Source organism: Microbacterium sp. AISO3 (genome assembly GCF_002204305.1).
Taxonomy (GTDB): Bacteria; Actinomycetota; Actinomycetes; order Actinomycetales; family Microbacteriaceae; genus Microbacterium; species Microbacterium arborescens.
In genome coordinates, this window is the sequence record NZ_NHRF01000005.1 from 13,289 (window position 1) to 37,334 (window position 24,046).

The 24,046-nt window shown below is 71.3% G+C and carries 22 protein-coding genes and 1 tRNA gene; 17 read left to right on the forward strand and 6 right to left on the reverse strand.

All coding sequences use genetic code 11. The annotated features are described in order from the left end of the window. Nucleotides 1-86 precede the first annotated feature (86 nt). The 11 genes from CBF90_RS08800 (at nt 87) to CBF90_RS08850 (ending at nt 11,370) form a co-directional block, all read left to right on the forward strand. Nucleotides 87-2,105, forward strand: a complete 2,019-nt coding sequence (locus CBF90_RS08800) for a DUF2264 domain-containing protein (RefSeq protein ID WP_242435636.1) — start codon at nt 87-89, stop codon at nt 2,103-2,105. Next, complete coding sequence (locus CBF90_RS08805; protein WP_023952462.1) at nt 2,102-3,385, forward strand: ABC transporter substrate-binding protein; 1,284 nt, start codon at nt 2,102-2,104, stop codon at nt 3,383-3,385. Before CBF90_RS08800 ends, CBF90_RS08805 begins: the two co-directional genes overlap by 4 nt. 93 nt (nt 3,386-3,478) lie before the next feature. After that, nucleotides 3,479-4,414 (forward strand): carbohydrate ABC transporter permease, encoded by a 936-nt coding sequence (locus CBF90_RS08810; RefSeq protein ID WP_023952460.1) that lies wholly within the window; start codon nt 3,479-3,481, stop codon nt 4,412-4,414. Continuing rightward, nucleotides 4,414-5,334 (forward strand): carbohydrate ABC transporter permease, encoded by a 921-nt coding sequence (locus CBF90_RS08815; protein ID WP_023952458.1) that lies wholly within the window; start codon nt 4,414-4,416, stop codon nt 5,332-5,334. Before CBF90_RS08810 ends, CBF90_RS08815 begins: the two co-directional genes overlap by 1 nt. A 4-nt stretch (nt 5,335-5,338) precedes the next feature. Next, nucleotides 5,339-6,010: a DUF624 domain-containing protein gene (locus tag CBF90_RS08820; protein WP_088380404.1), complete on the forward strand. Its 672-nt coding sequence runs from the start codon at nt 5,339-5,341 to the stop codon at nt 6,008-6,010. Nucleotides 6,011-6,031: 21 nt separating this feature from the next. Beyond that, nucleotides 6,032-7,246, forward strand: a complete 1,215-nt coding sequence (locus tag CBF90_RS08825; RefSeq protein ID WP_088380405.1) for a glycoside hydrolase family 88 protein — start codon at nt 6,032-6,034, stop codon at nt 7,244-7,246. Then, entirely contained in the window at nt 7,243-8,115 is an 873-nt protein-coding gene (locus CBF90_RS08830; RefSeq protein WP_088380406.1) for a fumarylacetoacetate hydrolase family protein, read from the forward strand. The genes CBF90_RS08825 and CBF90_RS08830 overlap by 4 nt, the downstream gene beginning before the upstream one ends. Beyond that, entirely contained in the window at nt 8,112-8,876 is a 765-nt protein-coding gene (kduD, locus tag CBF90_RS08835; protein WP_023952449.1) for a 2-dehydro-3-deoxy-D-gluconate 5-dehydrogenase KduD, read from the forward strand. Before CBF90_RS08830 ends, kduD begins: the two co-directional genes overlap by 4 nt. A 66-nt stretch (nt 8,877-8,942) precedes the next feature. After that, a complete protein-coding gene (kduI, locus tag CBF90_RS08840; RefSeq protein WP_088380407.1) occupies nt 8,943-9,791 on the forward strand; it encodes a 5-dehydro-4-deoxy-D-glucuronate isomerase in 849 nt (282 codons plus the stop codon). Between the two features lie 8 nt (nt 9,792-9,799). After that, entirely contained in the window at nt 9,800-10,738 is a 939-nt protein-coding gene (locus tag CBF90_RS08845; protein ID WP_023952446.1) for a sugar kinase, read from the forward strand. After that, nucleotides 10,735-11,370: a bifunctional 4-hydroxy-2-oxoglutarate aldolase/2-dehydro-3-deoxy-phosphogluconate aldolase gene (locus CBF90_RS08850; RefSeq protein WP_064956182.1), complete on the forward strand. Its 636-nt coding sequence runs from the start codon at nt 10,735-10,737 to the stop codon at nt 11,368-11,370. The genes CBF90_RS08845 and CBF90_RS08850 overlap by 4 nt, the downstream gene beginning before the upstream one ends. Nucleotides 11,371-11,498: 128 nt before the next feature. Here the strand turns inward: CBF90_RS08850 and CBF90_RS08855 are convergent, their stop codons facing one another. After that, the gene (locus tag CBF90_RS08855; RefSeq protein ID WP_088380499.1) at nt 11,499-12,428 is read right to left on the reverse strand and encodes an NADP-dependent oxidoreductase; all 930 of its coding nucleotides are present in this window, start codon (nt 12,426-12,428) and stop codon (nt 11,499-11,501) included. 94 nt (nt 12,429-12,522) lie between these two features. On the opposite strand from CBF90_RS08855, the gene CBF90_RS08860 reads away from it, so the two are divergent. Further along, nucleotides 12,523-13,017 carry a MarR family winged helix-turn-helix transcriptional regulator gene (locus CBF90_RS08860; protein ID WP_064956181.1) on the forward strand — a complete coding sequence of 165 codons (495 nt, stop codon included), beginning with the start codon at nt 12,523-12,525 and terminating at the stop codon, nt 13,015-13,017. A 112-nt stretch (nt 13,018-13,129) separates the two neighbouring features. Here CBF90_RS08860 and pgm read toward each other — a convergent pair whose 3' ends face one another. Then, nucleotides 13,130-14,770 (reverse strand): phosphoglucomutase (alpha-D-glucose-1,6-bisphosphate-dependent), encoded by a 1,641-nt coding sequence (pgm, locus tag CBF90_RS08865; protein ID WP_088380408.1) that lies wholly within the window; start codon nt 14,768-14,770, stop codon nt 13,130-13,132. Nucleotides 14,771-14,822: 52 nt separating this feature from the next. After that, nucleotides 14,823-15,749 carry a LysR family transcriptional regulator gene (locus CBF90_RS08870; protein ID WP_088380409.1) on the reverse strand — a complete coding sequence of 309 codons (927 nt, stop codon included), beginning with the start codon at nt 15,747-15,749 and terminating at the stop codon, nt 14,823-14,825. 73 nt (nt 15,750-15,822) lie between these two features. Here CBF90_RS08870 and CBF90_RS08875 point away from each other — a divergent pair, with 73 nt between their 5' ends. Together CBF90_RS08875 and pheA are read left to right on the forward strand one after the other, a co-directional pair. Beyond that, a complete protein-coding gene (locus CBF90_RS08875; protein WP_088380500.1) occupies nt 15,823-16,719 on the forward strand; it encodes an EamA family transporter in 897 nt (298 codons plus the stop codon). Next, nucleotides 16,716-17,678, forward strand: coding sequence for a prephenate dehydratase (gene pheA, locus CBF90_RS08880; RefSeq protein WP_023952439.1), 963 nt, complete (start codon nt 16,716-16,718; stop codon nt 17,676-17,678). The genes CBF90_RS08875 and pheA overlap by 4 nt, the downstream gene beginning before the upstream one ends. Before the next feature lie 182 nt (nt 17,679-17,860). Here the strand turns inward: pheA and CBF90_RS08885 are convergent, their stop codons facing one another. Genes CBF90_RS08885 through CBF90_RS08895 form a run of 3 tightly spaced genes read right to left on the reverse strand, consistent with a single transcriptional unit; the run spans nt 17,861 to nt 21,571 of the window. After that, nucleotides 17,861-18,907 carry an LLM class flavin-dependent oxidoreductase gene (locus CBF90_RS08885; RefSeq protein WP_088380410.1) on the reverse strand — a complete coding sequence of 349 codons (1,047 nt, stop codon included), beginning with the start codon at nt 18,905-18,907 and terminating at the stop codon, nt 17,861-17,863. Between the two features lie 48 nt (nt 18,908-18,955). After that, complete coding sequence (locus CBF90_RS08890; RefSeq protein ID WP_088380411.1) at nt 18,956-20,320, reverse strand: deoxyribodipyrimidine photo-lyase; 1,365 nt, start codon at nt 20,318-20,320, stop codon at nt 18,956-18,958. Between the two features lie 60 nt (nt 20,321-20,380). Continuing rightward, complete coding sequence (locus tag CBF90_RS08895; protein WP_088380412.1) at nt 20,381-21,571, reverse strand: diacylglycerol kinase family protein; 1,191 nt, start codon at nt 21,569-21,571, stop codon at nt 20,381-20,383. A gap of 115 nt (nt 21,572-21,686) precedes the next feature. Here CBF90_RS08895 and serS point away from each other — a divergent pair, with 115 nt between their 5' ends. From serS to CBF90_RS08910, 3 genes are all read left to right on the forward strand, one after another. Continuing rightward, complete coding sequence (gene serS, locus CBF90_RS08900; RefSeq protein WP_088380413.1) at nt 21,687-22,952, forward strand: serine--tRNA ligase; 1,266 nt, start codon at nt 21,687-21,689, stop codon at nt 22,950-22,952. After that, nucleotides 22,949-23,890, forward strand: a complete 942-nt coding sequence (locus CBF90_RS08905) for an HAD family hydrolase (protein WP_023952434.1) — start codon at nt 22,949-22,951, stop codon at nt 23,888-23,890. Before serS ends, CBF90_RS08905 begins: the two co-directional genes overlap by 4 nt. 48 nt (nt 23,891-23,938) lie before the next feature. Further along, nucleotides 23,939-24,026: transfer RNA gene (locus CBF90_RS08910), tRNA-Ser, on the forward strand. The last annotated feature ends 20 nt before the right edge of the window (nt 24,027-24,046 follow it).

Genomic DNA, 24,046 nt, shown 5'->3' on the forward strand with positions numbered 1-24,046 from the left:
ATCTTGCAATGATCGAAACGGGTTGCTAATCTCCGAATCGGTCGCGATCAACGATGACGACCGAGAAGCCCTTCGAAGGAGAACCGGTGACTTCCGAGCACCCGAACCCGCCCCACGGCGAGACGGTCCGAGACGCCTGGGTCGCCCGAGCCGATGCTCTGCTCGACGCCGCCCGCCGTCACGCGACGCCCGGTGCCGGCCGCATCCACTTCCCGGGTGCCGAAGGCGGCTACGGACACGCCGTCGACGGGCTCGAGGGTTTCGCACGCACCTTCCTCCTCGCCGGCTTCCGCATCGCGGGGGCACGGGGCGAGGGAGTCGACCAGATCATCGCGCACTACTCGCGCGGCATCGTCTCGGGCGTCGATCCCGAGGCGCCCGACCGGTGGGTCCGGATGGAGGAGCACGCGCAGGCCAAGGTCGAGGCGGCATCCATCGCCCTCGTCCTCGACCTCACCCGTCCCTGGATCTGGGACCGCCTCGACGCCCTCACGCAGCAGCGCGTCGTCGACTACCTCGCTCCCGTCGTCGGAGACGACACCTACCCGCAGACCAACTGGGTCTGGTTCCGCATCGTCGTGCAGACGTTCCTGCGGTCGGTCGGCGGGCCGTGGTCGACCGACGATATCGTCGCCGACCTCGCCCGTCACGACTCGTTCGTGCGCGAGGGCGGCTGGCTCTCCGACGGCGACGAGCGCTCGTACGACCATTACGTCGGCTGGGCGTTGCACGTCTATCCGATCCTGTGGGCGCGGATGACGGGCGCCGCCGACCTCGCCGGCGACCGGAATGACGCCGACGTCGCCCGCCTCGACGCGTTCCTCCACGACGCACTCGCTCTGGTCGGCGGTGACGGCTCGCCCCTCATCCAGGGCCGCAGCCTCATTTACCGTTTCGCTGCGGCCGCCCCGTTCTGGGCCGGCGTCATCGCGGACGTTCCCTCGCACAGCCCGGGACGCCTGCGCCACGCGGCCGATCGGATCGTGACGCATTTCGCCGAGCGCGGCGCACCCGACGCCGACGGCATCCTCACGATGGGCTGGCACGGCGCGTGGCGTGAGCTCGCGCAGTCGTACTCGGGCCCGGGCTCTCCCTACTGGGCGGTCAAGGGGTTCCTCGGGCTCCTGCTGCCCGCCGACCACCCTGTCTGGACCGCTCCGGCCGAGCCGTTGCCGATCGAGCAGGGCGACGTGCTGCGTGCGATCGTCTCGCCCGGCTGGATCGTGTCGGGCACCACCGCCGACGGCATCGTGCGCGTCGTCAACCACGGCACCGACCACGCGCTCCCGGGGGCACGCACGACCGACTCGCCGCTCTACGCGCGCCTGGGCTACTCCACAGCCACCTCGCCGATCGCCGACGAGCGCGGCTGGCTCGAACCCCTCGAGCAGTCGGTCGCCCTCGTCGATCGCTACGGGCGTGCGACGCATCGCACGGCGATGACCCTGCGAGACGTACGCGTCCCGGGCGGCGCGGAGGGGCACGTCGGCATCGCCGCATCGACGTGGGACGCGCATCTCGTCGACCCGGCCCCCACCGCGCACCGTCATGGATCGGGATTGGCCGGAGAGGCCCTATCCGTCGGCACCATCACGACCACCTCGATCGTCCGCGCATCGTCGGAGGTCCGCATCGTCGTCGTCGATGCGCTCGCGCCGGGGCAGGATGCCGCAACGCTGCGCCTGCGCCTCGGGGGCTGGCCGCTCTCGGGAGACGAGGTCGTCGGTGGTACCGACGACACCGGAGCCTGGGTGTCGTCGCGGGGCCGCAGCAGCGGCATCCGGGCACTCCTCCCGGCCGGCGTCGCGGGGCTGGTGTCGCGCGCCGACGCGGATCCGCTCGGCGTCCGCACCCTCGTACCCGTCATCGAGCACGAGGTGCGCGTCGGCGAGCCCGTCGCCGCCCTGCTCGACCTCGCCGGGGGAGAGCACAGCGCACCGCACGCAGCCGTCGACATCGACGGCGCCACGGTCACGGTCACCTGGCCCGATGGGGCCCGCACCGTCAGCCGTCTCATCGACTCCGAACCGCCTGCCCCGGCGCTTCGGCACCACGAGGTCCGACGTGGGATCTCGCACGCAATCGCAAAGGAGCAGCACGCATGAAGCGCAAGTTCGCAGCCGCGGCGGGAATGGCGGTCGTCGCCACCCTGTCGCTCGCCGCCTGCGGCGGGGGATCCGAGCCCGCCCAGACCGCCGACGGCCCCGTCACCCTGACCCTGTCGGGGTGGAGCCTCGACACCACTCCCGAGTTCCAGGTGCTCGCCGACGCCTTCCACGAGAAGAACCCGGACGTCACGATCGAGCTCAAGCAGTACGACGCGGCCGAATACAACACGCTGGTCACCGCCGACCTGGCGGCCGGCGTCGGACCCGACATCATCACCCAGAAAGAGGTGAAGTTCGTCACGACCTTCCAGGAGGGCGGCCAGCTCATGGACGTCTCCGACGTCGAGCTGCCCGACGGCGTCGGCGGCGCCTCGTCGTACGAGGTCGACGGCACCGCCTACGGCGTGCCCTACCGCCAGGACCGCTGGGTGCTGTTCTACAACAAGGCGCTCTTCGACGCAGCGGGGCAGGAGTATCCCGACGGCTCGTGGACGTGGGAGGACTACGACGCGGCCGCCGAGGCGATCACCACCGCGGGCGTCGCGAAGGGCGCCTACCAGCACCGCTGGCAGTCGACCGTGCAGGGCTTCGCCTCGGCGCAGGAGGACACCGACGTGCTCTCGGGCGACTACGGCTACTTCGCCGACTACTACGACCGCGTCCTCGCCCTGCAGGACGCCGGTGCGCAGGTCGACTTCAACACCTCGACGGCCAACCAGCTCACCTATCAGGGCGAGTTCGGCACGCAGAAGGCCGCGATGCTCCCGATGGGCACCTGGTACGTCGCGACCCTGATCTCGCAACAGGCCTCGGGTGAGGCCAACGACTTCGAGTGGGGCATCGCGCCGATCCCGCAGCTCGACGCGTCGACCACGGGCATGGACAACACGCCCGTGACATTCGGCGACCCGACCGGCTTCTCGATCAACGCCAACATCGACGGCGCCAAGGTGCAGGCCGCGAAGGACTTCCTGGCCTACGCCGCAAGCCTGGAAGCCGCCGAGGAGCTGGCGAAGATCGGCATCACGCCGGCCGCGTCGAACGACGCCGTGACCGAGGCGTACTTCGCCGTCGACGGCGCACCGACGGACGAGTTGTCGACGTTCGCGTGGTCGACGGGTGACGTCCACCCCGAGAACCCGACGTCGAACAAGACGGCGGCGATCCAGAACATCCTCAACGACATGCACAGCGCGATCCTGTCGGGCTCGACCCCGGTCGAGCAGGCCATCAGCGAGGCCGAGGACCGTGTCGCCAACGAGGTTGGTCTCGACTGATCCCGTGCGCCGTCGCCCCACCGACGGCGCCCCGCGGCCGGCGCGGCATCCCCGCGCCGGCCGCATCCCCCGCCGTCCTCCCCAGGAGACACCATGACCACCACCGCCGCCTCCCCGAAGGCGCGCCGCCCCGAGCCGGCGCAGCGCCGCAGGAGATCGAAGCTGACCCTGCGCAACACGCTGCTGGGCTGGAGCTTCATCCTGCCGAACTTCGTCGGATTCGCCCTGCTGACGCTCGTGCCGGTCGTCACGCTCTTCTACATGTCGCTGACGAACTGGAACATCTTCGGCACGGCGAACTGGGTGGGACTCGACAATTTCGAGCGGCTGCTCGGCGACGGGAGCTTCCGCATCTCGTTCGTCAACACCCTCTACTACGCGGCCCTGCACATCCCGCTGACGATCATCGCGTCGCTCGGTCTCGCGCTGCTGCTGAACAACAAGCTGCGGGGAGTGGCGTTCTTCCGCACCGCCGCGTTCTTCCCCTACATCACCTCGATCGTCGCGATCGCCGTGGTGTGGAACCTGCTCTTCAGCCCCGAGTACGGACCGATCAACGAGATCCTCCGCGCGATCGGCATCGCCAACCCGCCCGGGTGGCTCACCTCGTCGGAGTGGGCGATGCCCGCCGTCGTCATCGTCAGCACATGGCGCGACATGGGCTACTACATGATCCTGTTCCTCGCGGGCCTGCAGACCGTGCCGCGCGAGCTCTACGAGGCTGCTCGCATGGACGGCGCGAACGCGTGGGAGCGCTTCGTCAACGTCACGCTCCCGTGCCTGCGGCCGACGATGTTCTTCGTCACCGTGATGCTCACGATCAACTCGTTCAAGATCTTCGACCTGATCCTCGTCATGACCGAGGGCGGGCCGGGTCAGTCGACGCTCGTGATCTCGCAGTTCATCTACCGCAAGGGGTTCGAGGAGAACCAGTTCGGCTACGCCTCCGCGGCCGCTGTGGCGCTCTTCTTCCTCTGCATCCTCGTGACCATCCTCCAGTTCATCTGGAACAAGCGGAGGAACGTCTGATGACGAATCTTCTCGTACCCCAGGACGACCGCCGTGCGCTCCGCAAGATCGCCGCCGACGGCCTGCCCGAGGGCCACCGCCCCGACACCGTGTCGCCGTTGCGCCGCATCGGACGCATCGCCGGCTACATCGCGCTGATCATCGCCGCGGCGGCGCTGCTGCTGCCGTTCTTCTGGATGATCATGAGCTCGCTCAAGACGGCCAACGAGGTCTTCTCGGTGCCGATCCAGTGGATCCCCGAGGTGTTCGTCTGGCAGAACTACGTCGACATCTGGAACCAGTCGGGGATGCTGACCTGGATCCGCAACACGCTCGTGCTCGCCGTCGTCGTCACCTTCCTGCAGGTGCTGACCGGCTCGTTCGCGGCCTACGGCTTCGCCCGCATCCGCTTCCCCGGACGCGACGTGCTGTTCCTGGCCTACATCGGCACGATCGCGGTGCCGTGGCAGTCGTACATGATCCCGCAGTTCATCCTGCTGTCGAACGTCAAGGTGTCGAACACGCTGTGGGCCATCATCCTCATCCAGGCATTCGGCGCCTTCGGGGTGTTCCTCATGAAGCAGTTCTACGAGACCATCCCCGAGGAGCTGTCCGAAGCCGCGCGCCTCGACGGCCTGAGCGAGTACGGCATCTGGCGCCGCATCATGCTGCCCCTGTCGGTGCCGGCGCTCGCGAGCCTCACGCTCCTGACGTTCGTGAACACCTGGAACGACTACCTCGGTCCGCTCATCTACCTGCGCAACCCCGACCTGTGGACCATCCAGCTCGGGCTGAAGAGCTTCGTGAGCAACCTGTACGACACCAACTACGCCCTGCTGTTCGCGGGGCTGGTCATCTCGGTGGTGCCGATCGCGATCATCTTCCTGCTCGGGCAGAAGTACTTCGTCGAGGGCATCGCGACGAGCGGGATGAAGGGCTGACGCCGTGAAGCGCATCTCGCACAACACGTACGCGACCGTCTTCGGCGTCGTCTACCTCGGACTTATGACGAACCTGCTGCTGCTCGCGTCGTGCCTGCCGCTCGTGGTGCTGCTGGTCATCACCGACCCCGCGCTGTCGTGGCCGATGCTCGCCGTCGTCGCGCCGCTGTGCGCAACGGGCATCACGGCGGCGTTCGCGACTTTCCGCGCCCACGGCGAGGGCGAGAACCAGGTCGTGCGGACGTTCATCCGCAGCTGGAAGCGCTCGTGGCGCAAGGCCCTCGCGCTGGGAACGGTCGTCGTGGCCGCCCTCGTCGTCGTGCTCGTCGACGTCCGCTTCTTCGCGCCGCTGCAGGCGGGCGTCGCCGTCGTGCCCGTGCTCGGAGTGCTCACGGTGCTCCTCCTCGCGGCGGGCCTCGTCGCCTTCGCAGCCCTCGCCGAGGAGCCCGATGCGTCGCTGCGCTCGATTGCACGGGCGGCGGTCTTCCTGAGCGTGCGTCGCTGGTGGCTGAGTCTCGTGTCGCTCGCGGTGCTCGCGCTGCAGGCCGGCCTGTTCGTCGCGATGCCGGCCATCGCGATCGGCCTCACCTCGGCACCGGCCCTCTATCTCGCCTGGGCCAACGCCCGCTACCTCCTCCGTCCGGTGCTCGGCGACCCCGAACCCCAGACCGTCTGAATCCCGAAGGAACCCCTCGACATGACATCCCTCCCCGGAACCGATCTCGGCGCGCCCGCGGGCACGGCGCCCGCCGCACTCGAAGCGGCGATCGCCGATGCCCTGAGCACGCTGCGTCGCAACATCGAGACCTTCGGTCAGACGTACCCCGACGACACGACGCGCGACGACCGCTACCCGATCCGCCCTGCGGCAGGCGGGTTCCCCGCGGGGGCCAACCGCGGGTGGACGACGAGCTTCTGGCCGGGGATGATGTGGATCGCGTGGGAGATCACCGGCGACACCTTCTTCCGCGATGCCGGGCTCGCGCACGCGGCGGACTTCGCGCGGCGCCTCCGCGACGAGGACGACCTCGACACCCACGACCTGGGGTTCCTCTACAGCCTCGCCTCCGTCGCGCCCTACCGGCTCCTCGGCGACGAAGCCGCCCGTGAAACCGCCCTGGCGGCCGCCGATCACCTGATGCGCCGGTTCCTCGAACCCGCGGGCATCATCCAGGCGTGGGGCGACCTCTCCGACCCCGCGCAGCGCGGGCGCACGATCGTCGACAGCCTCATGAACATGCCGCTACTCACGTGGGCGGGTGAGCAGACCGGCGAGAAGCGCTTCGCCGATGCCGTGCGGCGCCACACGACGCAGCTGCGCACCCACATCCTGCGCGACGACGACACCACCTTCCACACGTTCTACTGGGACCCCGAGACCGGCGAGCCTCTGCGCGGCGCGACCGAGCAGGGCGCGTTCGACGACTCGTGCTGGGCGCGCGGTCAGGCGTGGGGCATCTACGGCTTCGCGATGAACCACCGTGCGACCGGCGACCCCGCCCTGCTCGACGCGTCGCGTCGCTGCGCCGAACGCTTCCTCTCGCACCTCCCGAGCGACCGGGTCCCTTTCTGGGACATGGTCTACACCGACGGTGCGGATGCGCCCCGCGACAGCTCGTCCGCGGCGATCGCGGTGTCGGGGCTGTTCGAGCTCGCCGGCGTGCTCGAGGGCGACCCGGATGCCGCCCCGGATGCCGCCGCGCGCTACCGGACGGCGGCCCATGAGATCCTCGCGTCGCTCATCGAGAATTACACGCCCGAAAGCCCCCAGGCCGCCGATGCGGTGCTCCTGCACAGCGTCTACGACCTGCCGAAGTCGGTCGGCGTCGACGAGGGCACCCTGTGGGGCGACTACTTCTACCTCGAGGCCCTCGTGCGCGCGGCGCGCCCCGACTGGAAGCCGTACTGGTGAGGCTCGTCCGTTACCGCGCGGCCCGCGCGGTCGATACCGAGGGCGCCGTCCGGTCGGGCGCCATCGTCGCGGTGGACGGTGTCGACCGCGTCGTCGACCTCGGCCCGGCCACGCTGACCGACCTGCTCGCCGCCGACCGCGACGCGCTCGACCGCGCGGCGGCGCGTGCGGACCTCGCCGATCCCGCGCTGTCGTCGGTGCGACTGGAGGCGCCCGTGCGTCCGGGAAAGATCCTCTGCCTCGGTTACAACTACCGCGGGCACGTGCCCGACGGCGTCGACCCGAGCGCCGATGATCCCGCGTTCCCCGACGTCTTCGTGAAGACCCCCAACACCCTCGGCGGGCCGACAGACCCCGTGATCGTGCCTGCGGTCGCGGACGACGTCGACTACGAAGGCGAGGTCGCCGTGGTCATCGGGCGGCGGGCCAAGGATGTCGACGAGGCGGCCGCCCTCGCGCATGTCGCCGGCTACACGATCCTCAACGACGTCTCCGACCGCTCATGGCAGCGACGGCAGAGCCAGTGGGCGCTGGGGAAGTGCTTCGACGGCTTCGCGCCGCTCGGGCCGTGGCTCGTCACGTCTGACGAGGCGGGCGACCCGCAGGACATGCTCGTCGAGGTCGTCCGCGACGGCATCGTGACCGTCTCGCAGTCCACCGCCACCACGATCTTCTCGGTCGCGCGCGTCGTGTCGTATCTCAGCAGCGTCATGACGCTCGAACCCGGCGACGTCATCTCGACCGGCACCCCGCAGAAGCTGCCCGACGCGCAGGCCGCCCATCGCCCGCTGCGTCCCGGCGACGCGGTCACCGTGCGCATCGAGCGCCTCGGCGAACTGACCACCACCTTCATCGGAGGCCCCGCATGATCCTCGACTCCTTCCGGCTGGACGGCCGCGTCGCCCTCGTCACCGGTTCCACCCGCGGCCTCGGCCAGGGCGCCGCCGTCGCGCTCGCCGAGGCCGGCGCGGACGTCGCGCTGCTCGACCGTGGTGACGCCGCCGAGACGGCGGAGGCGATCGCCGCCACCGGACGCCGCGCCCACCGCATCCGCCTCGACCTCGGCACCGCGACGCCCGAGCAGCTCGCCGACGCGGTCGCCGAGACGGTCGCCGAGCTCGGCGGCATCGACATCCTCGTCAACAACGCCGGCATCATCCGCCGCGCCGCCGCCGCCGAGCACCCGGCCACCGACTGGGACGACGTCCTCGCCGTGAACCTCGACGCCGTCTTCCACCTGTCGCAGGCCGCCGGACGCCGCATGATCACGCAGGGGTCGGGACGCATCATCAACGTCGCCTCGATGCTGTCGTTCCAGGGCGGCATCCTCGTGCCCGGCTACGCCGCCTCGAAGCACGCCGTCGCGGGACTGACCAAGGCTCTCGCGAACGAGTGGGCCGCGTCGGGCGTGACCGTCAACGCGGTCGCGCCCGGGTACATGGCGACCGACAACACCGCGCCGATCCGGGCCGACGCGGACCGCGAGGCATCGATCCTCGCCCGCATCCCCGCGGGCCGCTGGGGTACGCCCGGCGACCTGCAGGGCGCGTTCGTCTTCCTCGCCTCGGATGCCGCGGCCTACGTCACCGGCGCGATCGTGCCCGTCGACGGAGGCTGGCTCGTCCGCTGAGCCGATCTCCGGCCGCCACCGCTCCACCACCGGCATCCCGCCGACTCCGCCCCAGAAGGGAACCCCATGCAGCAGCGTTACGCGACCAACCCCGCACAGATCCCCGGCATGAGCACCGCCGACCTGCGCGAACAGTACCTCGTGCCCGAGGTGTTCGTGCCCGGTGAGATCACGGTCGTCTATACCCACCACGACCGCATCGTCCTCGGCGGCGCCGAGCCGGCCGGCCGCGAGCTGGTGCTTCCGGGCTACCCGGAGATCCGCAGCGACTACTTCCTCGAGCACCGCGAGGTGGGCATCATCAACGTCGGAGGCACCGGTACCGTGACCGCCGACGGCGAGGTCCACACGCTCGTGACGGGGGCGTGCCTGTACCTCGGCCGCGGCATCCGCGACGTCGTGTTCGCCGACGCGGGCGAGCGCGAGGAGGGCGGCGCCTCGACCGGGGCGCAGTTCTACCTGTTCTCGGCGCCCGCGCACACCGCCTACCCGGCAGCCCTCGTGTCACCGGGCGAGGGGACGGTGCGCGAGCTCGGCGACCAGGTGACGAGCAACCGCCGCACGCTCAATCAGTACATCCACGAGAACGGCGTGAAGAGCTGTCAGATCGTCATGGGCGTGACGACGCTGCACGAGGGCTCGATGTGGAACACGATGCCCGCCCACACCCACGACCGTCGCACCGAGTGCTACCTGTACTTCGACGTGCCCGAGGACGCCCGCGTCATCCACCTGCTCGGTGAGCGCGAGGAGACCCGGCACCTCGTCGTCGCCGACCGGCAGGCGATCATCTCGCCGAGCTGGTCGTTGCACTCCGGAGTGGGCACCGCGGCGTACTCGTTCATCTGGGCGATGGCGGGCGAGAACCAGGCATTCGACGACATGGATGCCGCACCCATCACGACCCTGAAGTGAGCAGGCCCGTGCGTGGGGTGCCGCATGGGGCGCTGCTGACGGCGGGCGAGACCATGGCGATGGTCGCGCCCGCGGCGGCGGAGCGCCTCGAGCACGCCGAGGTGTTCCGCATCGACGCCGGGGGAGCGGAGTCGAACGTCGCCGCGCACGCGGCCGCGCTCGGTCAGCCCGCCGCGTGGTTCTCCCGCGTCGGCGACGACGCCCTCGGCCGGCGCGTCGTGTCGCGGGTCGGTGCGCGCGGAGTCGACGTCTCGCGGGTCGTCATCGACGCCGATCACCCGACCGGCCTCTACCTGAAGGACCCCGGTCACGGCGTCGCGTACTACCGGGCGGGGTCGGCGGCCGCCCACCTCTCGGAGGCCGACGCCGACGCTCTGTCGTGGGACGGCGTCGCGCTGCTGCACGTCTCGGGCATCACGGCCGCGCTCGGCGGCACGGCCCCGGCGTTCCTGCGTCGGATCGTCGATCGCGCGCGCGGGGCGGGCGTCCCCGTGAGCGTCGACGTCAATCACCGGGCCCCGCTGTGGGGCGCCGCGGCGGCTGCCGGCCCGCTGCTCGAGCTGGCGCGGTCAGCCGACATCGTGTTCGTCGGCCGCGATGAGGCCGAGACGCTCTGGGGCGCCGCGGATGCGGATGCGGTGCGTGCCCTGCTGCCGGACGCCCCGCAGCTCATCGTCAAGGATGGTGCCGTCGGTGCCACGCTGTTCGCGCACGACGGCGTGGTCTTCGAGCCCGCTCTCGTCGTCGACGTCGTCGAGCCCGTGGGGGCCGGCGACGCCTTCGCCGGCGGCTACCTCGCCGCACTGCTGGCGGGTGCCGGCTCCGCCGCGCGTCTGCGATCCGGCCATGCGCGTGCGGCGCTCACGATGGCCACCACCGGGGACTTCCCCGACGACGCGGCGGGGTCGCCCGTCGCCGACATCCCCTTCGAAAGGACCTCCCCATGACCACGTCGCCCGTCGACCATGCGACCACCGACCAGGCCGCCGCTCTCGATGCCGTCTTCGCGGGCGCACCGCTGATGGCGATCCTTCGGGGCATGGGGCTCGAGCGCTCGGTGCGCCTCGCGACGACCGCCTGGGATCTCGGCATCGACTCCGTCGAGGTTCCGCTGCAGACCGCGGAGGATGAGCGGGCGCTGCGCGAGGTCGCGCGTCTCGGCGCCGAGCGGGGCAAGGCCGTGGGCGCCGGCACGATCCTGACGCCGGCGCAGGTCGCCGTGGCCGCCGACGCCGGCGCGGCGTACGTCGTGTCGCCGGGCCTCGACCCCGACGTCGTCCGGGCCGCCCAGGAGCGCGGCATCCCGATCCTGCCCGGCGTCGCCACGCCGAGCGAGGTGCAGCAGGCGGTCGCCCTCGGGCTGACGTGGCTGAAGGCCTTTCCCGCGCAGTGGCTCGGCGCGGACTGGTTCCGGCACATCCGCGGTCCGTTCCCCGGCGTGAGGTTCGTCGCGACCGGCGGCATGGACGCCGCCAACGCCGCCGACTTCCTCGATGCCGGGGTGCGTGTCGTCGCGGTCGGCTCCGCCCTGGAAGACGAGTCGCAGCTGCCGCGCCTGGCCGAGCTGCTCGCGCGCTGACTCGCGCGAGCGCACGGCCCCGAGCGTACGGCTTCGCCGCGAGCGCACGGCCTGCTCGCGCTCGAAGGCCGTGCACTCGGCGCTCGGCCGTGCATTGTGTGTGACGCGGGGCGGGAGCTGGGTCTGGCTCAGGGGAGGACGATGACCTTGCCCGCGATGCCGCTCTCGGCTGCCTCGGCGTGCAGCGCGGGGAGCTCGGCGAGGGGGATGCGCCGCGTGACCTCGACGGTGAGCGCGCCCTCGTCGACGAGGCGAACCAGCTCGGCGAGACGGTCGCGATCGCGGCGGACGAACACCGTCGCGGCGCGGACGCCGCGCGCCTCGTCGCCCGGGGTGGACATGAACGCCGTCGTGCTGACGACCGCCCCGCCGTCGGCGACGGCCCCGACGTAGGTCTCGAACAGCTCGGGCTCGATCGGGGCGAGGTTCAGCAGCACGTCGACCGGTCCGTCGACGGCGCCCAGCACGTCGGTCGCGGTGTGGTCGATGATGTGGTCGGCTCCGGCCGCGCGGACGGCGTCGATGCTGCGGGGGCTCGCGGTGGCGATGACGTGGATGCCGGCGCGCTTGGCGAGCTGGACGGCGTACTTTCCGACGACACCGCCGGCGCCGACGATCAGCACCCGCCGGCCCGACTCGAGGCGACCGTCGTCGAAGAGGGCCTGCCACGCGGTCAGCGCGACGGAGGGCAGCGCGGCCGCATCGGCGAGGGGAATGCTCGTCGGCGCGGCGGCCACGGCGTCGGCGGGGGCCAGCACGAACTCCGCCGCGCCGCCGTCGTGCTCCATCGGGAGGAACGCGATCACCGCATCGCCCACCGCGAGGTCAGTCACGTCCGGGCCGACCGCGTCGACGTGCCCGGAGATGTCGTACCCGGGCACGTGGGGCAGCTCGATCGGGATGGGGAGGAAGCCCGCGCGCATCCCGCCGTCCGCCGCGTTGTACGCCGACGCGGCGACGCGGATGCGCACCTGGCCCGCCGCCGGCTCGGGGCGGTCGATGTCGACGATCTCGAGGACCTCGGGGCCACCGGTCTGAGAGAACTGCACTGCATTCATGATCTGATCCTTCGCGGTCAAGTGCTTCGAATTCGAAGCGATACCGGGAACGTAACACTACTTCGAATGTGAAGCAACAGGTAGGATCGAGCTCATGACGAACGCGCCACGCTCCCTGACGTCGACGCAGCTGGAGGCCTACCTCGCCTTCACCGAGGTGGGCAGCCTGCTTCGCCCCGCCGTCGAGACGCAGCTGAAGGATGCCGGCGGCCTGAGCTACGTCCAGTTCCAGCTGCTGGCGCGGCTGAACGACGCCCCGGGTGGCACCCTGCGCATGACCGACCTCGCCGACGGCGTGGTGTACAGCCGCAGCGGGCTGACCTACCAGGCCACGCTGCTCGAGCAGCGCGGATACGTCACGCGGTCACCGTCCGTCGAGGACGAGCGCAGCACGGTGGTCACCCTGACGGGTGCGGGGCGCGAGGTGCTCGCCGCCGTGTTCCCCGGCCACATCGAGACGGTGCACCGGCTGCTGTTCGCGCCGCTGTCCGACGCGGATGCCGCGGACCTCGCGCGCATCCTCGGCAGCGTGACGACGCACCTGCGCTCGGCGCCGCCGCGTTCGGCATCCCGGCGCCGTCAGACCTGACCACCGCACTCGCCCGAGTGAACGACTTCGCCGCGAGCGTACGGCCTGCCCGCGCTCGAAGGTCGTGCACACGGCGCTCGGCCGTGCATTGGGTGCGATGCGGGGATGCCGGTCAGGCGCCGAGCGCGGCGGAGACCACGGCGCGGGCCTCGGCCTGCACCTCGGCGAGGTGCTCGGGTCCGCGCAGGCTCTCGGCGTAGAGCTTGTAGACGTCCTCGGTGCCCGAGGGGCGCGCGGCGAACCACGCGTGCTCGGTCTGCACCTTGAGGCCGCCGATCGCTGCACCGTTGCCGGGCGCGTGCGAGAGCTTCGCCGTGATGGGCTCGCCCGCCAGCTCGGTGGCCGACACGGCGTCGCCCGACAGCTTGCCGAGGGCGGCCTTCTGCTCGGGCGTGGCCGCGGCATCCACCCGCTGGTAGGCCGACGACCCGAACTCGGCCTCGAGCTCGGCATAGCGCTGCGAGGGGGTCTTGCCGGTGACGGCGAGGATCTCGGCGGCGAGCAGGCACAGCAGGATGCCGTCCTTGTCGGTGGTCCACACGCTGCCGTCCTTGCGCAGGAACGAGGCCCCCGCCGACTCCTCGCCGCCGAAGGCGACGGAGCCGTCGAGCAGGCCCGGAACGAACCACTTGAAGCCCACGGGAACCTCGAGCAGCTCGCGGCCGAGCGACGCGGCGACGCGGTCGATGATCATCGACGAGACGAGGGTCTTGCCGACCGCGGCATCCGCCGGCCAGCCGGGGCGGTTCGCGAAGAGGTAGTCGATCGCGACGGCGAGGTAGTGGTTGGGGTTCATCAGGCCCGCGTCGGGCGTCACGATGCCGTGGCGGTCGGCGTCGGCGTCGTTGCCGGTGAGGATGTCGTACTCCTCGCGGCGCGCCACGAGCGCGGCCATCGCCGAGGGCGACGACGGATCCATGCGGATCTTCTCGTCCCAGTCGAGCGTCATGAACTTCCAGGTCGGGTCGACCTCGGGGTTCACGACCGTCAGGTCGAGGCCGTAGACCTCGGCGATGAGCGCCCAGTACTCGACCGAGGCGCCGCCCAGCGGGTCGGCCCCGATGCGCACGCCCGATGCCTTGATCGCGTCGACGTCGATGATTGTGGCGAGGTCGCTCACATAGGCGTCGCGGAAGTCGTACTGGCCGAGCGCGTCGAGGTCGATGTCGGCGTGACGGGTGCGGTGCACGCCCACCAGGCCTGCGGCGATGAGCTCGTTCGCGCGGTCGGCGATCCACGAGGTCGCGTCGGTGTCGGCAGGTCCCCCGTGCGGCGGGTTGTACTTGAAGCCGCCGTCACGCGGCGGGTTGTGCGAGGGCGTCACGACGATGCCGTCGGCGCGACCCGCATCGTCGAGCGCGCGACCTCGGTTGTAGGTCAGGATCGCGTGGCTGAGCGCGGGCGTCGGCACCCACGAGTCGCGGGAGTCGACGCGCACGTCGACGCCGTTCGCGACGAGCACCTCGATGGCGCTGCGCTCGGCGGGAAGCGACAGTCCGTGCGTGTCGCGACCGAGGAAGAGGGGGCCTTCGATGCCCTGAGCCCGCCGGTAGTCGACGATCGCCTGCGTCGTGGCCAGGATGTGATCCTCGTTGAAGCTCGTCGACAGCGACGAACCGCGGTGGCCGCTCGTGCCGAACGCGACGCGCTGCCCGGGGACCGCGGCATCCGGCTTCCGGTCGTAGTAGGCGGCGATCAGCTCATCGATGTCGATGAGGTCGGATGCTTCTGCGGGCGCTCCTGCACGGCTCATGGTGCTTAGTCTGCCCGCTTCTGGCCGCGGCGGTGACGGATTGACACGGCACTCACGGCCGATCCTGCGCGTTCGCGGTGGCGAGCAGCGCAGCGAGGACTGCACGCAGCGCGGGGGAGTCGGCCTGCGAGCGCCGGTGGACCGCGGCGATGTCGCGCGTCGACGCGGGAGCCGCGGTCGGCACCGCGACGAGGTCGGGCCCGAGGTCGCCGCGTCCCAGGCGCGGCACGAGCGCGACGACGGCTCCGGTGCGGGCGAGCGCGATGTGATTCTCGAACTCCATCGACTCGTACAGCACGCGGGGTGCGCCGCCGATGCCGTCGAACAGCCGGCGCAGCCACTGGCGGCAGATGGTCGTGTCGAATGTGGCGACCCACTGCTCGCGCGCGAGGTCGGCCGGATGCAGCACGTCGCGATCGGTGAGCGGATGGTCGCGTCGGAGGATGACGTCGGCGACATCCGTGAACAGCGGAGTGACGACGAGATTCTCGGGAATCGCCAGCGCGACGCCGCCCCACTGGTGGACGATGCCGAGGTCGCGCTGGCCCGAGGCGACGAGTGCCACCGTCTCCCACGGCTCGCTCTCGCGCACGGGTAGACGCAGGTCTGGGTGGGCGTCCCCCAGCTCCACGAGCACAGGAGCCAGCAGCCCGCGCACGACGGTCGAGAAGGCGGCGAGGCGCAGCTCGCCGGTGACTCGGCCGTCGTCGTCCGCACCGACGCCGGCGTGCAGGTCGGCGCGCAGTCGCTCGAGGTCGGCGAGGATCGGCGTCGACCCGACCACGAGCTGCGTGCCGGCAGCCGTCAGGGCGACGCCGCGGCCGACGCGTTCGAGCAGTGCGACACCGGTCTCGCGCTCGAGGCGCTTGATCTGCTGCGACACCGCCGAGGGTGTGAACCCCAGAGCGGATGCCGCGGCCGCGACGCTGCCCTCCCGCGCGACGGTCCGCAGCGAGTGCACGGCATCCAGATCGATCATGAAGAAATGCTACCGATTCAGGTGGAGAAAGCATCGCTTGTCGTTGATCGTCCCGAGCGGTGGACTGAGCCTCGTGACTCGACGCGACATGATCCTGGCGGCTACGGTGGCGACGCTCTGGGGATTCAACTTCCTCGTCATCGACTGGGGCATGGCCGGCATCCCGCCCCTGCTGTTCGTGGCGATCCGGTTCGCCGCCGTCGCCGTCTTCGCGCTCGTCGTCCCGCGCCCTCGTGCCGGGTGGGGGTCGGTGATCGGGGTCGGGCTGTTCATGAGCCTCGGCCAGTTCGCGCTGCTCTACCTGTCTCTCGGGCTCGGGCTGCAGCCGGGACTCGCGGCGCTGCTGATGCAGGCGCAGGCGGTGTTCACCGTCGTCATCGCGGCCGGGGCGCTGCGGGAACGCCCCACACCGGGGCAGGTGATCGGCGTCGGTCTTGGGATCGCCGGGCTCGCGACCGTCGCCGCCGGCCGTGGGGGAGACGCTCCCGCGCTCGCCGTCGTCCTCGCGCTCGGCGCCGCGCTGTCGTGGGCCGTCGGCAACGTGATCGCCCGTCGCGCGGGCGTCGTCACCGGACGCGGGCCGCTCGGGGCCCTCTCGCTCACCGTGTGGTCTGCCCTCGTCGTGCCGGTGCCCGCGCTCGTGCTGGCGCTGGTGTTCGAGGGACCGGAAGCCATCGGCGCGGGTCTTGCCGGGTTCGGCATCCGGGCCCTGATCTCGACCGTCTACACCGCGGGCCTGTGCACCCTCGTCGGCTACGCGATCTTCAACGGACTGCTGGCACGCAACCCCTCCGCGGCTGTCGTGCCGTGGGTGCTGCTGGCGCCCGTCGTGGCGATGGCGGCGGCCGCAGCGCTGCTCGGACAGATCCCCGCGGCCGCGGAGATCGTCGGCGGAGCGGTGCTCGTGCTCGGCGTGCTCGTGACCAGCGTGCGCGTGCCGCGGGTGCGCCGGTCTAGGCTCGTTGCGTGACGCCCGAGCACGACGACCAGCCCGCCCGCCGCACCTACAGCTATCTCGGGCCGGCGGGGACCTTCACCGAGGCCGCCCTCGCCCAGGTGCCCGAGGCGCGCGACCAGATCTGGCGGTCGGTGCGCAACGTCGGCGAAGCGCTCGCGGATGTCGTGGACGGACGCTCGGATGCCGCGATGATAGCAATCGAGAACTCTGTCGACGGCGGTGTCTCGACGGCTCAGGACGCGCTGGCCACGATGCCGGGTCTGCGGATCGTCGGCGAGTACCTCGTGCCCGTGAACTTCGTGCTCGTGGCGCGGCCCGGCACGCGCATCGAGGACGTGTCGCTCATCGCCGCGCATCCGGTCGCCTATGCGCAGTGCCTGCAGTGGCTGCTGAAGACGCTGCCGGAGCATGCGCACCTGCCCGCCGCGAGCAACGTCGCCGCAGCGGTCGGCCTCATCGACGGAGTCAGCGACGCCGACGCGGCGATCGCCCCGCCCGGCATCCTCGAGCACCACGACCTCGAGCTGCTGGCATCCGACATCGGCGACAACGAGCACGCGGTCACTCGATTCGTCCTCGTGAGTCGCACCGTCGCGCCGCCGTCGCCGACGGGCGCCGACAAGACCTCGCTCATCGCGGAGCTGCCCGACGACCACCCCGGTGCACTGCTCGAGCTGCTCGAGCAGTTCTCGACCCGGGGCATCAACCTGTCGCTGATCGAGTCGCGGCCGATCGGCGATGCCCTCGGACGATACCGGTTCGTCATCGATGCCGACGGCCACGTCGCCGACGAGCGCATGGCGGATGCCCTCATGGGCGTGCGGCGCTTCAGCCCGAAGGTGCTGTTCCTCGGGTCGTATCCGCGCGCCGACCGCGCCATCGTCCGCTATCCCGAGCGGTACTCCGACGACGTCTTCGTCGAGGCGCGCGACTGGCTGCGGGCCCTGATCTCCGGCGAGCCCGAGGCCTGACCCGCCCGGCTTCCCACGCCCTGCCCGTTCCGTCGAGTCGCCACACAATGCGGATGTCGGGCCCCCCGGATCCGCCGTTTGCGGCGAGTCGACGGTGTGAGGATGCCGAGGAGGCCGGACCCGCAGTTCGTGGCGCGTCGACCGGCCGGGGGCGGCCCGGGCGGCGCCGGGACCGGGCGGGGTCAGGCGGCCAGGAGCTCCAGGGTGCGGATGCGGGCGGGAGCGGCATCCGGCTGCTCGCCGTCGTGCGCGGCCGACACCGGCGAGACCATGACCTCGTCGACGCCGTGCTGCGCGGCGAACGCGGCGAGGGCGGCCTGGGCCTCGGGGCCGGTGCCGACGAACCAGCGCGAGCGGAGCGCGTCGAGCAGGGGCGCGGCGAGGTGGTCCGAGGCCTCGGCGGCCGCGGCCTCCTCGACGGTCTCGAGCGCGATGAGCGGTCGGTTCCCACGCAGGCGTGCCATCATGCGGGCCTGCGGGAGCATGAGGGCTTCGGCCTCGGCCTCGCTGTCGGCGACGACGGCATTCGCCGTGAGGAACGTCCGCGGTGCGTCGAGAGTCTCGGACGGCCGGAACTGGTCGCGGTAGAGCCCGAGGGCACGGTCGAGGCCCTCGCCCGAGAAGTGGTTCGCGAACACGTACGGCAGGCCGAGGGCGGCGGCGAGCTGCGCGGAGTAGTCGCTTGATCCGAGCAGCCAGACGTCGGGGGGCGTCGTGGCGGCGGGCGTCGCGTGGACGTCGTACGTCCCGCCCGACGTGAACCGCACCGTCGCGCCGTCGCCGGTCACGAGGGCCAGGATGTCGCGGACGTTGTCAGGGAACCGGTCGACGTCGCTCGTCGTGCCCGACTGACGCAGCAGCTGGGTGATGACAGGATCGCTGCCCGGCGCGCGGCCGATCCCGAGGTCGACGCGTCCGGGAGCGATCGCCTCGAGCGCCGCGAACTGCTCGGCGACGACGAGGGGCGAGTGGTTGGGGAGCATGACGCCGCCGGAGCCCACCCGGATGCGGGAGGTGCGTGCTGCCGCGGCGGCGATGAGCACCGGCGGGGTCGTCGAGGCGACGGCCGGCATGTTGTGGTGCTCGGCGAACCAGTAGCGGCGGTAGCCGAGCTCGTCCGCCCGCTGCGCGACGGTCAGCGACGCCGCGATCGCCTGCGCGCTGGTCTGTCCCGTGCGCACGGGCACGAGGTCGAGCACGGACAGGGCGGGGCGGGATGCATCAGTCATATCCCCTCTGTCAACCGTGCGGCCTCCGCCGGCATTCCCGAGCCCGCGTCACCGCGCCCGCTTCACCGCCTCGTACGCCTGCAGCGCCGCCTTGCGGGTCGCGGCGAGGTCGACGATCGGCTCGCGGCCTGCGCTGTCGGGCGCCCATTGCCCGATGTACAGCCCTTTCGGGTCGAACTTCTCGGCCTGCCGCTCGGGGTTGAAGATACGGAAATAGGGCGACGCGTCGGCCCCTGACCCCGCGACCCACTGCCAGTTGAAGGCGTTGCTGGCGCCGTCGGCGTCGACGAGGGTGTCCCAGAACCACTGCTCGCCGAGTCGCCAGTCGATGAGCAGGTTCTTCGTGAGGAAGGATGCCGTGACCATCCGCACCCGGTTGTGCATGTAGCCGGTGTGCCAGAGCTCGCGCATCCCGGCATCCACCATCGGCACGCCGGTCTCGCCCTTCTCCCACGCCGTCAGGTGCGCCGGGTCGAGGGCCGGCCAGGGGAAGGCGTCGAAGCCCTTCCGCCAGTTCTTCGTCGCCAGGTCGGGGAAGTGGTACAGCGTGTGCCAGGCGAACTCGCGCCAGCCGAGCTCGGAGAGGAAACGCGAGGCGGAGGTCGCATGGGCGCCTGTCCCGCCCCCGGTCTCCACCCCGGCGTGCCAGACGGTGTGCGGGCTCAGCTCGCCCCAGCGCAGGCGTGGCGAGAGCAGCGAGGTCGCGCCCGCGCTCGGCTCGTCGCGGGCGGCGTCGTATGAGCCGAGGTCGTGGTCGAGGAACTCACGGAGGCGTGCGCGCGCCGCGACCTCGCCGGGCTGCCAGCGCTCGCGCAGACCGCCCGCCCAGTCGGGCCGGGTGGGCAGCAGCTCCCAATCGTCGAGGTCGTCGCCCGCGGGCGCCGACCGCAGGCCGGGGATCTCGCGGGGCCGGGGGAGCGGCTCGCGCGGGGCGGGCAGGTTGCGTGCCGCGTTCCAGAACGGGGTGAAGACCGAGAACGGGGTGCCGCTGCCGGTCTTGACCGTCCAGGGCTCGAACAGCACGTTGGCGGCGAACGACTCGACCTCGACGCCGTCCGAGCGGAGGCCGTCCTTCAGCTCGGTGTCGATCGCGCGCTCGGGTCCGCCGTAGCGGCGGTTCCAGTAGACGGCGCCTGCTCCGGTGTCGTCGACGAGTGACCGGACGACGGATGCCGCGGCCCCGCGGCGCAGCACGAGATGCGACCCGCGAGCGCGCAGATCATCGGCGAGCGATGCGAGCGAGTGGTGCAGCCACCACCGTGCTGCGCCGCCGAGCGGTCGGATGCCGTCGGACTCCTCGTCGAGCACGTACAGCCCGACGACGGGCTCGCCGCGGTCGATCGCAGCGCGGAGCGCGGGGTGGTCGGCCAGGCGCAGGTCGTCGCGGAACCAGACGATCGAAGGCGAGCTCATCCCGTCATCCTGTCGGGCGACCCGGGCGACGGCGAGCGGTTGACAGGGGCGGACGGGGGCTCAGTCGCCGGGCAGCGTGTGACCGGCGGGCACGGCGACGATGAGGCCCTGCGGGTCGATGCGGGTCTGCACGTGCTTCGCCTCGCCGAACTCGTCGCCGTCGAGCTGCACCGGGTGCGGCTCCTGCGGAGCGAGCGCGACGCCGCGGCCGCGCGAGTAGACGACCGCGTTGTCCTTCGTCCGCAGCGCGAGCACGCGACGACCGGCGCGGAACTTCCGCAGGAAGCTGTTGTCCCACGCGACGCGGCGCCACACGAGCAGCCAGCCCCAGAAGCCCTTCGGCTGCATGATCACGACATCGAGCTGGCCGTCGGTGATCGAGGCCTCGGGGATGAGGGCGATGCCGGCCTGCAGCGACCCGCAGTTCGCGAAGAGCACGCTCTGCACACGAGCGGCGTGCATGCGGTGTCCGTCGAGCTGATAGACGACGCGGAACGGCTTGGCGTTGACGAGCGACCGCGTCGCGCCGTCGACGTATGCGACCCAGCCGACCGATTTCTTCAGCTGCGGGTTGGTGTTGGCGATCATGGCCGCGTCGAGCCCCATGCCGCCCATGACGACGAACGCGTGCTTCTCGACCTCGCCGCTCTCGCGGGTGATCCGCGCCCAGCCGACGTCGATCGCGGTCCGGTCGCCGCTGAAGGCCGCCTCGATCATGGTCTCGGGCTCGGTGAGGGGCAGACCGAGGTTGCGCGCGAGCAGGTTGCCCGTGCCGCTCGGGACGATCGCGAGCGGGATGCCGCTGCCGCTCATCTCTCCCGACACGGCACGGACCGTACCGTCGCCGCCCGCCACGAGCACGACGTTGACGCCGGACTCGAGCGCCTGACGCGTGACGTCGTCGCCGAGGTCGTCGACCGTCGTCTCGTAGAAGAGCGGCTCCTCCCACCCGGCGGCCTCGGCGGCGCGGAGCACCTGCTCGCGCAGGGCGTCGCCGTCGACCTTGATGGGGTTGTAGACGAGGGCCGCCTTGGGATTGGGCTTCTCCGAGCCGCCCGACATCGGCTCCGTCTCGCCCTCGGGGCCCACGCGGCGTGCCTCGCCGGTCTCTCCGTCGGTCGTGTCGGGCGCGACGTCCTCGGGCTCGCGGATGACGTCGTCGGGAGCCGCCGCCTGTTCGGGGTCGGGGGTCTGTGAGGTGGGATCGTCGGAGCGCTCCCGCGGGGAGGTGTCGTCGGAGTCGGTCGCCATGGCTACACCCTAGGGGTGGCCGCCCGTGGCGGATTGCCCCTTGCGCCGGACGGCCGCGGCGGTACGGGGTGCGCTGATCCGGCTGCGCGGATGCGGGCGACCCTAGACTTGACGCGTGATCGACCTCGCATTGCTCCGTGAACAGCCCGACCTGGTGAAACTCTCGCAGGTGAAGCGCGGGAACTCGTCGGAGAGCGTGGATGACGCCATCGCCGCCGATCGCGAGCGCCGCGAGGCCATCACGACGTTCGAGCGGCTCCGCGCCGAGCAGAACGCCCACGGCAAGAAGGTCGCGCAGGCGCCGAAGGACGAGAAGGCCGCGCTCGTCGCCGAGGCCAAGCAGCTCAGCGAACGGGTCAAGCAGGCCCAGCAGGCCGTCACCGCCGCCGAGGAGGCCGCCGACGCCGCGCTCGCCCGCATCGAGAACATCGTCATCGACGACGTGCCCGCGGGCGGCGAGGCCGACTTCGTCACGCTCCGCACGCACGGCGAGCCGCCGTCGTTCGACTTCGAGCCGCTCGACCACCTCGCCCTCGGCGAGAAGCTCGGTGCGATCGATATGGAACGCGGCACGAAGGTCGCCGGCAGCCGGTTCTACTTCCTCAGCGGTATCGGCGCGCGTCTCGAGATCGCCCTCATGATGCTGGGTCTCGACCGTGCGCTCGCCGCCGGGTTCACGCCGCTGATCCCGCCGACGCTCGTGCGCCCCGAGGTCATGCGGGGCACCGGGTTCCTCGGTGAGCACGCCGCCGAGGTGTACCACCTCGAGGAGGACGACGCCTACCTCGTCGGCACGAGCGAGGTCCCGCTCGCCGGGTACCACATGGACGAGATCCTCGACCTCGAGCGCGGCGCCAAGCGCTACGCCGGATGGTCGACCTGTTACCGGCGCGAGGCCGGCTCGTACGGCAAGGACACGCGCGGCATCATCCGGGTGCACCAGTTCAACAAGCTGGAGATGTTCGTCTACACGACGCCGGCCGACGCGGCGGCCGAGCACCTGCGGCTCGTCGAGATGCAGGAGCGGATGCTGCAGGACCTCGGCCTGGCGTACCGCGTCATCGACGTCGCGGCCGGCGACCTCGGCTCGAGCGCCGCGCGCAAGTACGACATCGAGGCGTGGGTGCCCACGCAGGGGGCGTACCGCGAGCTCACCTCGACCTCGAACTGCACGACGTATCAGGCGCGTCGCCTCGACATCCGTCACCGTCCCGACGGCGGCAAGACCGAGCCGGTGGCGACCCTCAACGGCACGCTCGCGACGACCCGGTGGATCGTCGCGCTCCTTGAGACCCACCAGCGAGAGGACGGCTCGGTCGTGATCCCCGAGGTGCTGCGGCCCTACCTCGGCGGCCTCGAGGTCGCGGAGCCGATCGCATGACCGGCGCCGACGGCGGGATGACGCAGGCCCCCGACGCGCTTCCCGACGAGGGCGGCATCGAGGTCGTCGCGCCGCGCGATGCGGCCGAGATCGTCGAGGACGTCGCCGAGGTCATGCCGGCGGTCGCCGGCGCCTCGCGTCTGATGATCGTGCTCGACATCGACGGCACCGTGCTGCTCGAGGACGAGACGCTCAGTCCCGGCGTGGTGGAGGCGGTGGCCGACGCGCACGCGGCCGGTCACGAGGTGATGCTCGCGACGGGGCGCTCGTGGGAGGGGACGCACGGCATCCTCGGCTCGCTCGCGCTGAACCCCGACTACGTCGTGTGTTCGAACGGCGCCGTCATCCTCAAGCGGATCGACGACGACTTCGCCGACGTGCTCGCGTACGAGCGCTTCTTCATCGAGACGTTCGACCCGAGCGAGGTGCTCGGCCTGCTGCGTCAGCACCTGCCGCACGCCCGCTACATGGTCGAGCTGCCCGACGGGCGCCGCCTCTACACCGAGGAACTCCACGACTGGAACCTCCACGACGCCGACAAGGTCGCCTTCGCGGAGCTGTCGCAGCAGGAGGTCTGCCGCGTCGTCGTGGTCTCTCCCGACGAGACCGACTCCGACTTCGTCGAGCTCGTCGACCGCATCGGCCTGAACAAGGTGTCGTACGCGGTGGGATGGTCGGCGTGGCTCGACATCGCGCCGCAGGGCGTCGACAAGTCCACGGCGCTGGAGCGGGTCCGCACCTGGCTCGACATCGAGCCGGCCGACGTCCTCGTCATGGGGGACGGCCGTAACGACATCGGGATGTTCCGCTGGGCGCGCGAGCGCGGCGGGCGCGCGATCGCGATGGCGCAGGGCGCGACCGAGCTGCTGGCCGAGGCATCCGAGACGACCGTGTCGGTTCAGGAGGGCGGCGTCGCGGCCATCCTCCGCTCGCTCTGACCGGCGTCGCGGGCGGCTAGGATCGAAGCTCAGCGGTTCGCGCCGCTGGGAGGGTTGTCCGAGCGGCCGAAGGATCCAGTCTTGAAAACTGGTGGGCAGCAATGTCCCGTGGGTTCGAATCCCACACCCTCCGCCATAACCGCTTTCGCCTGCCCG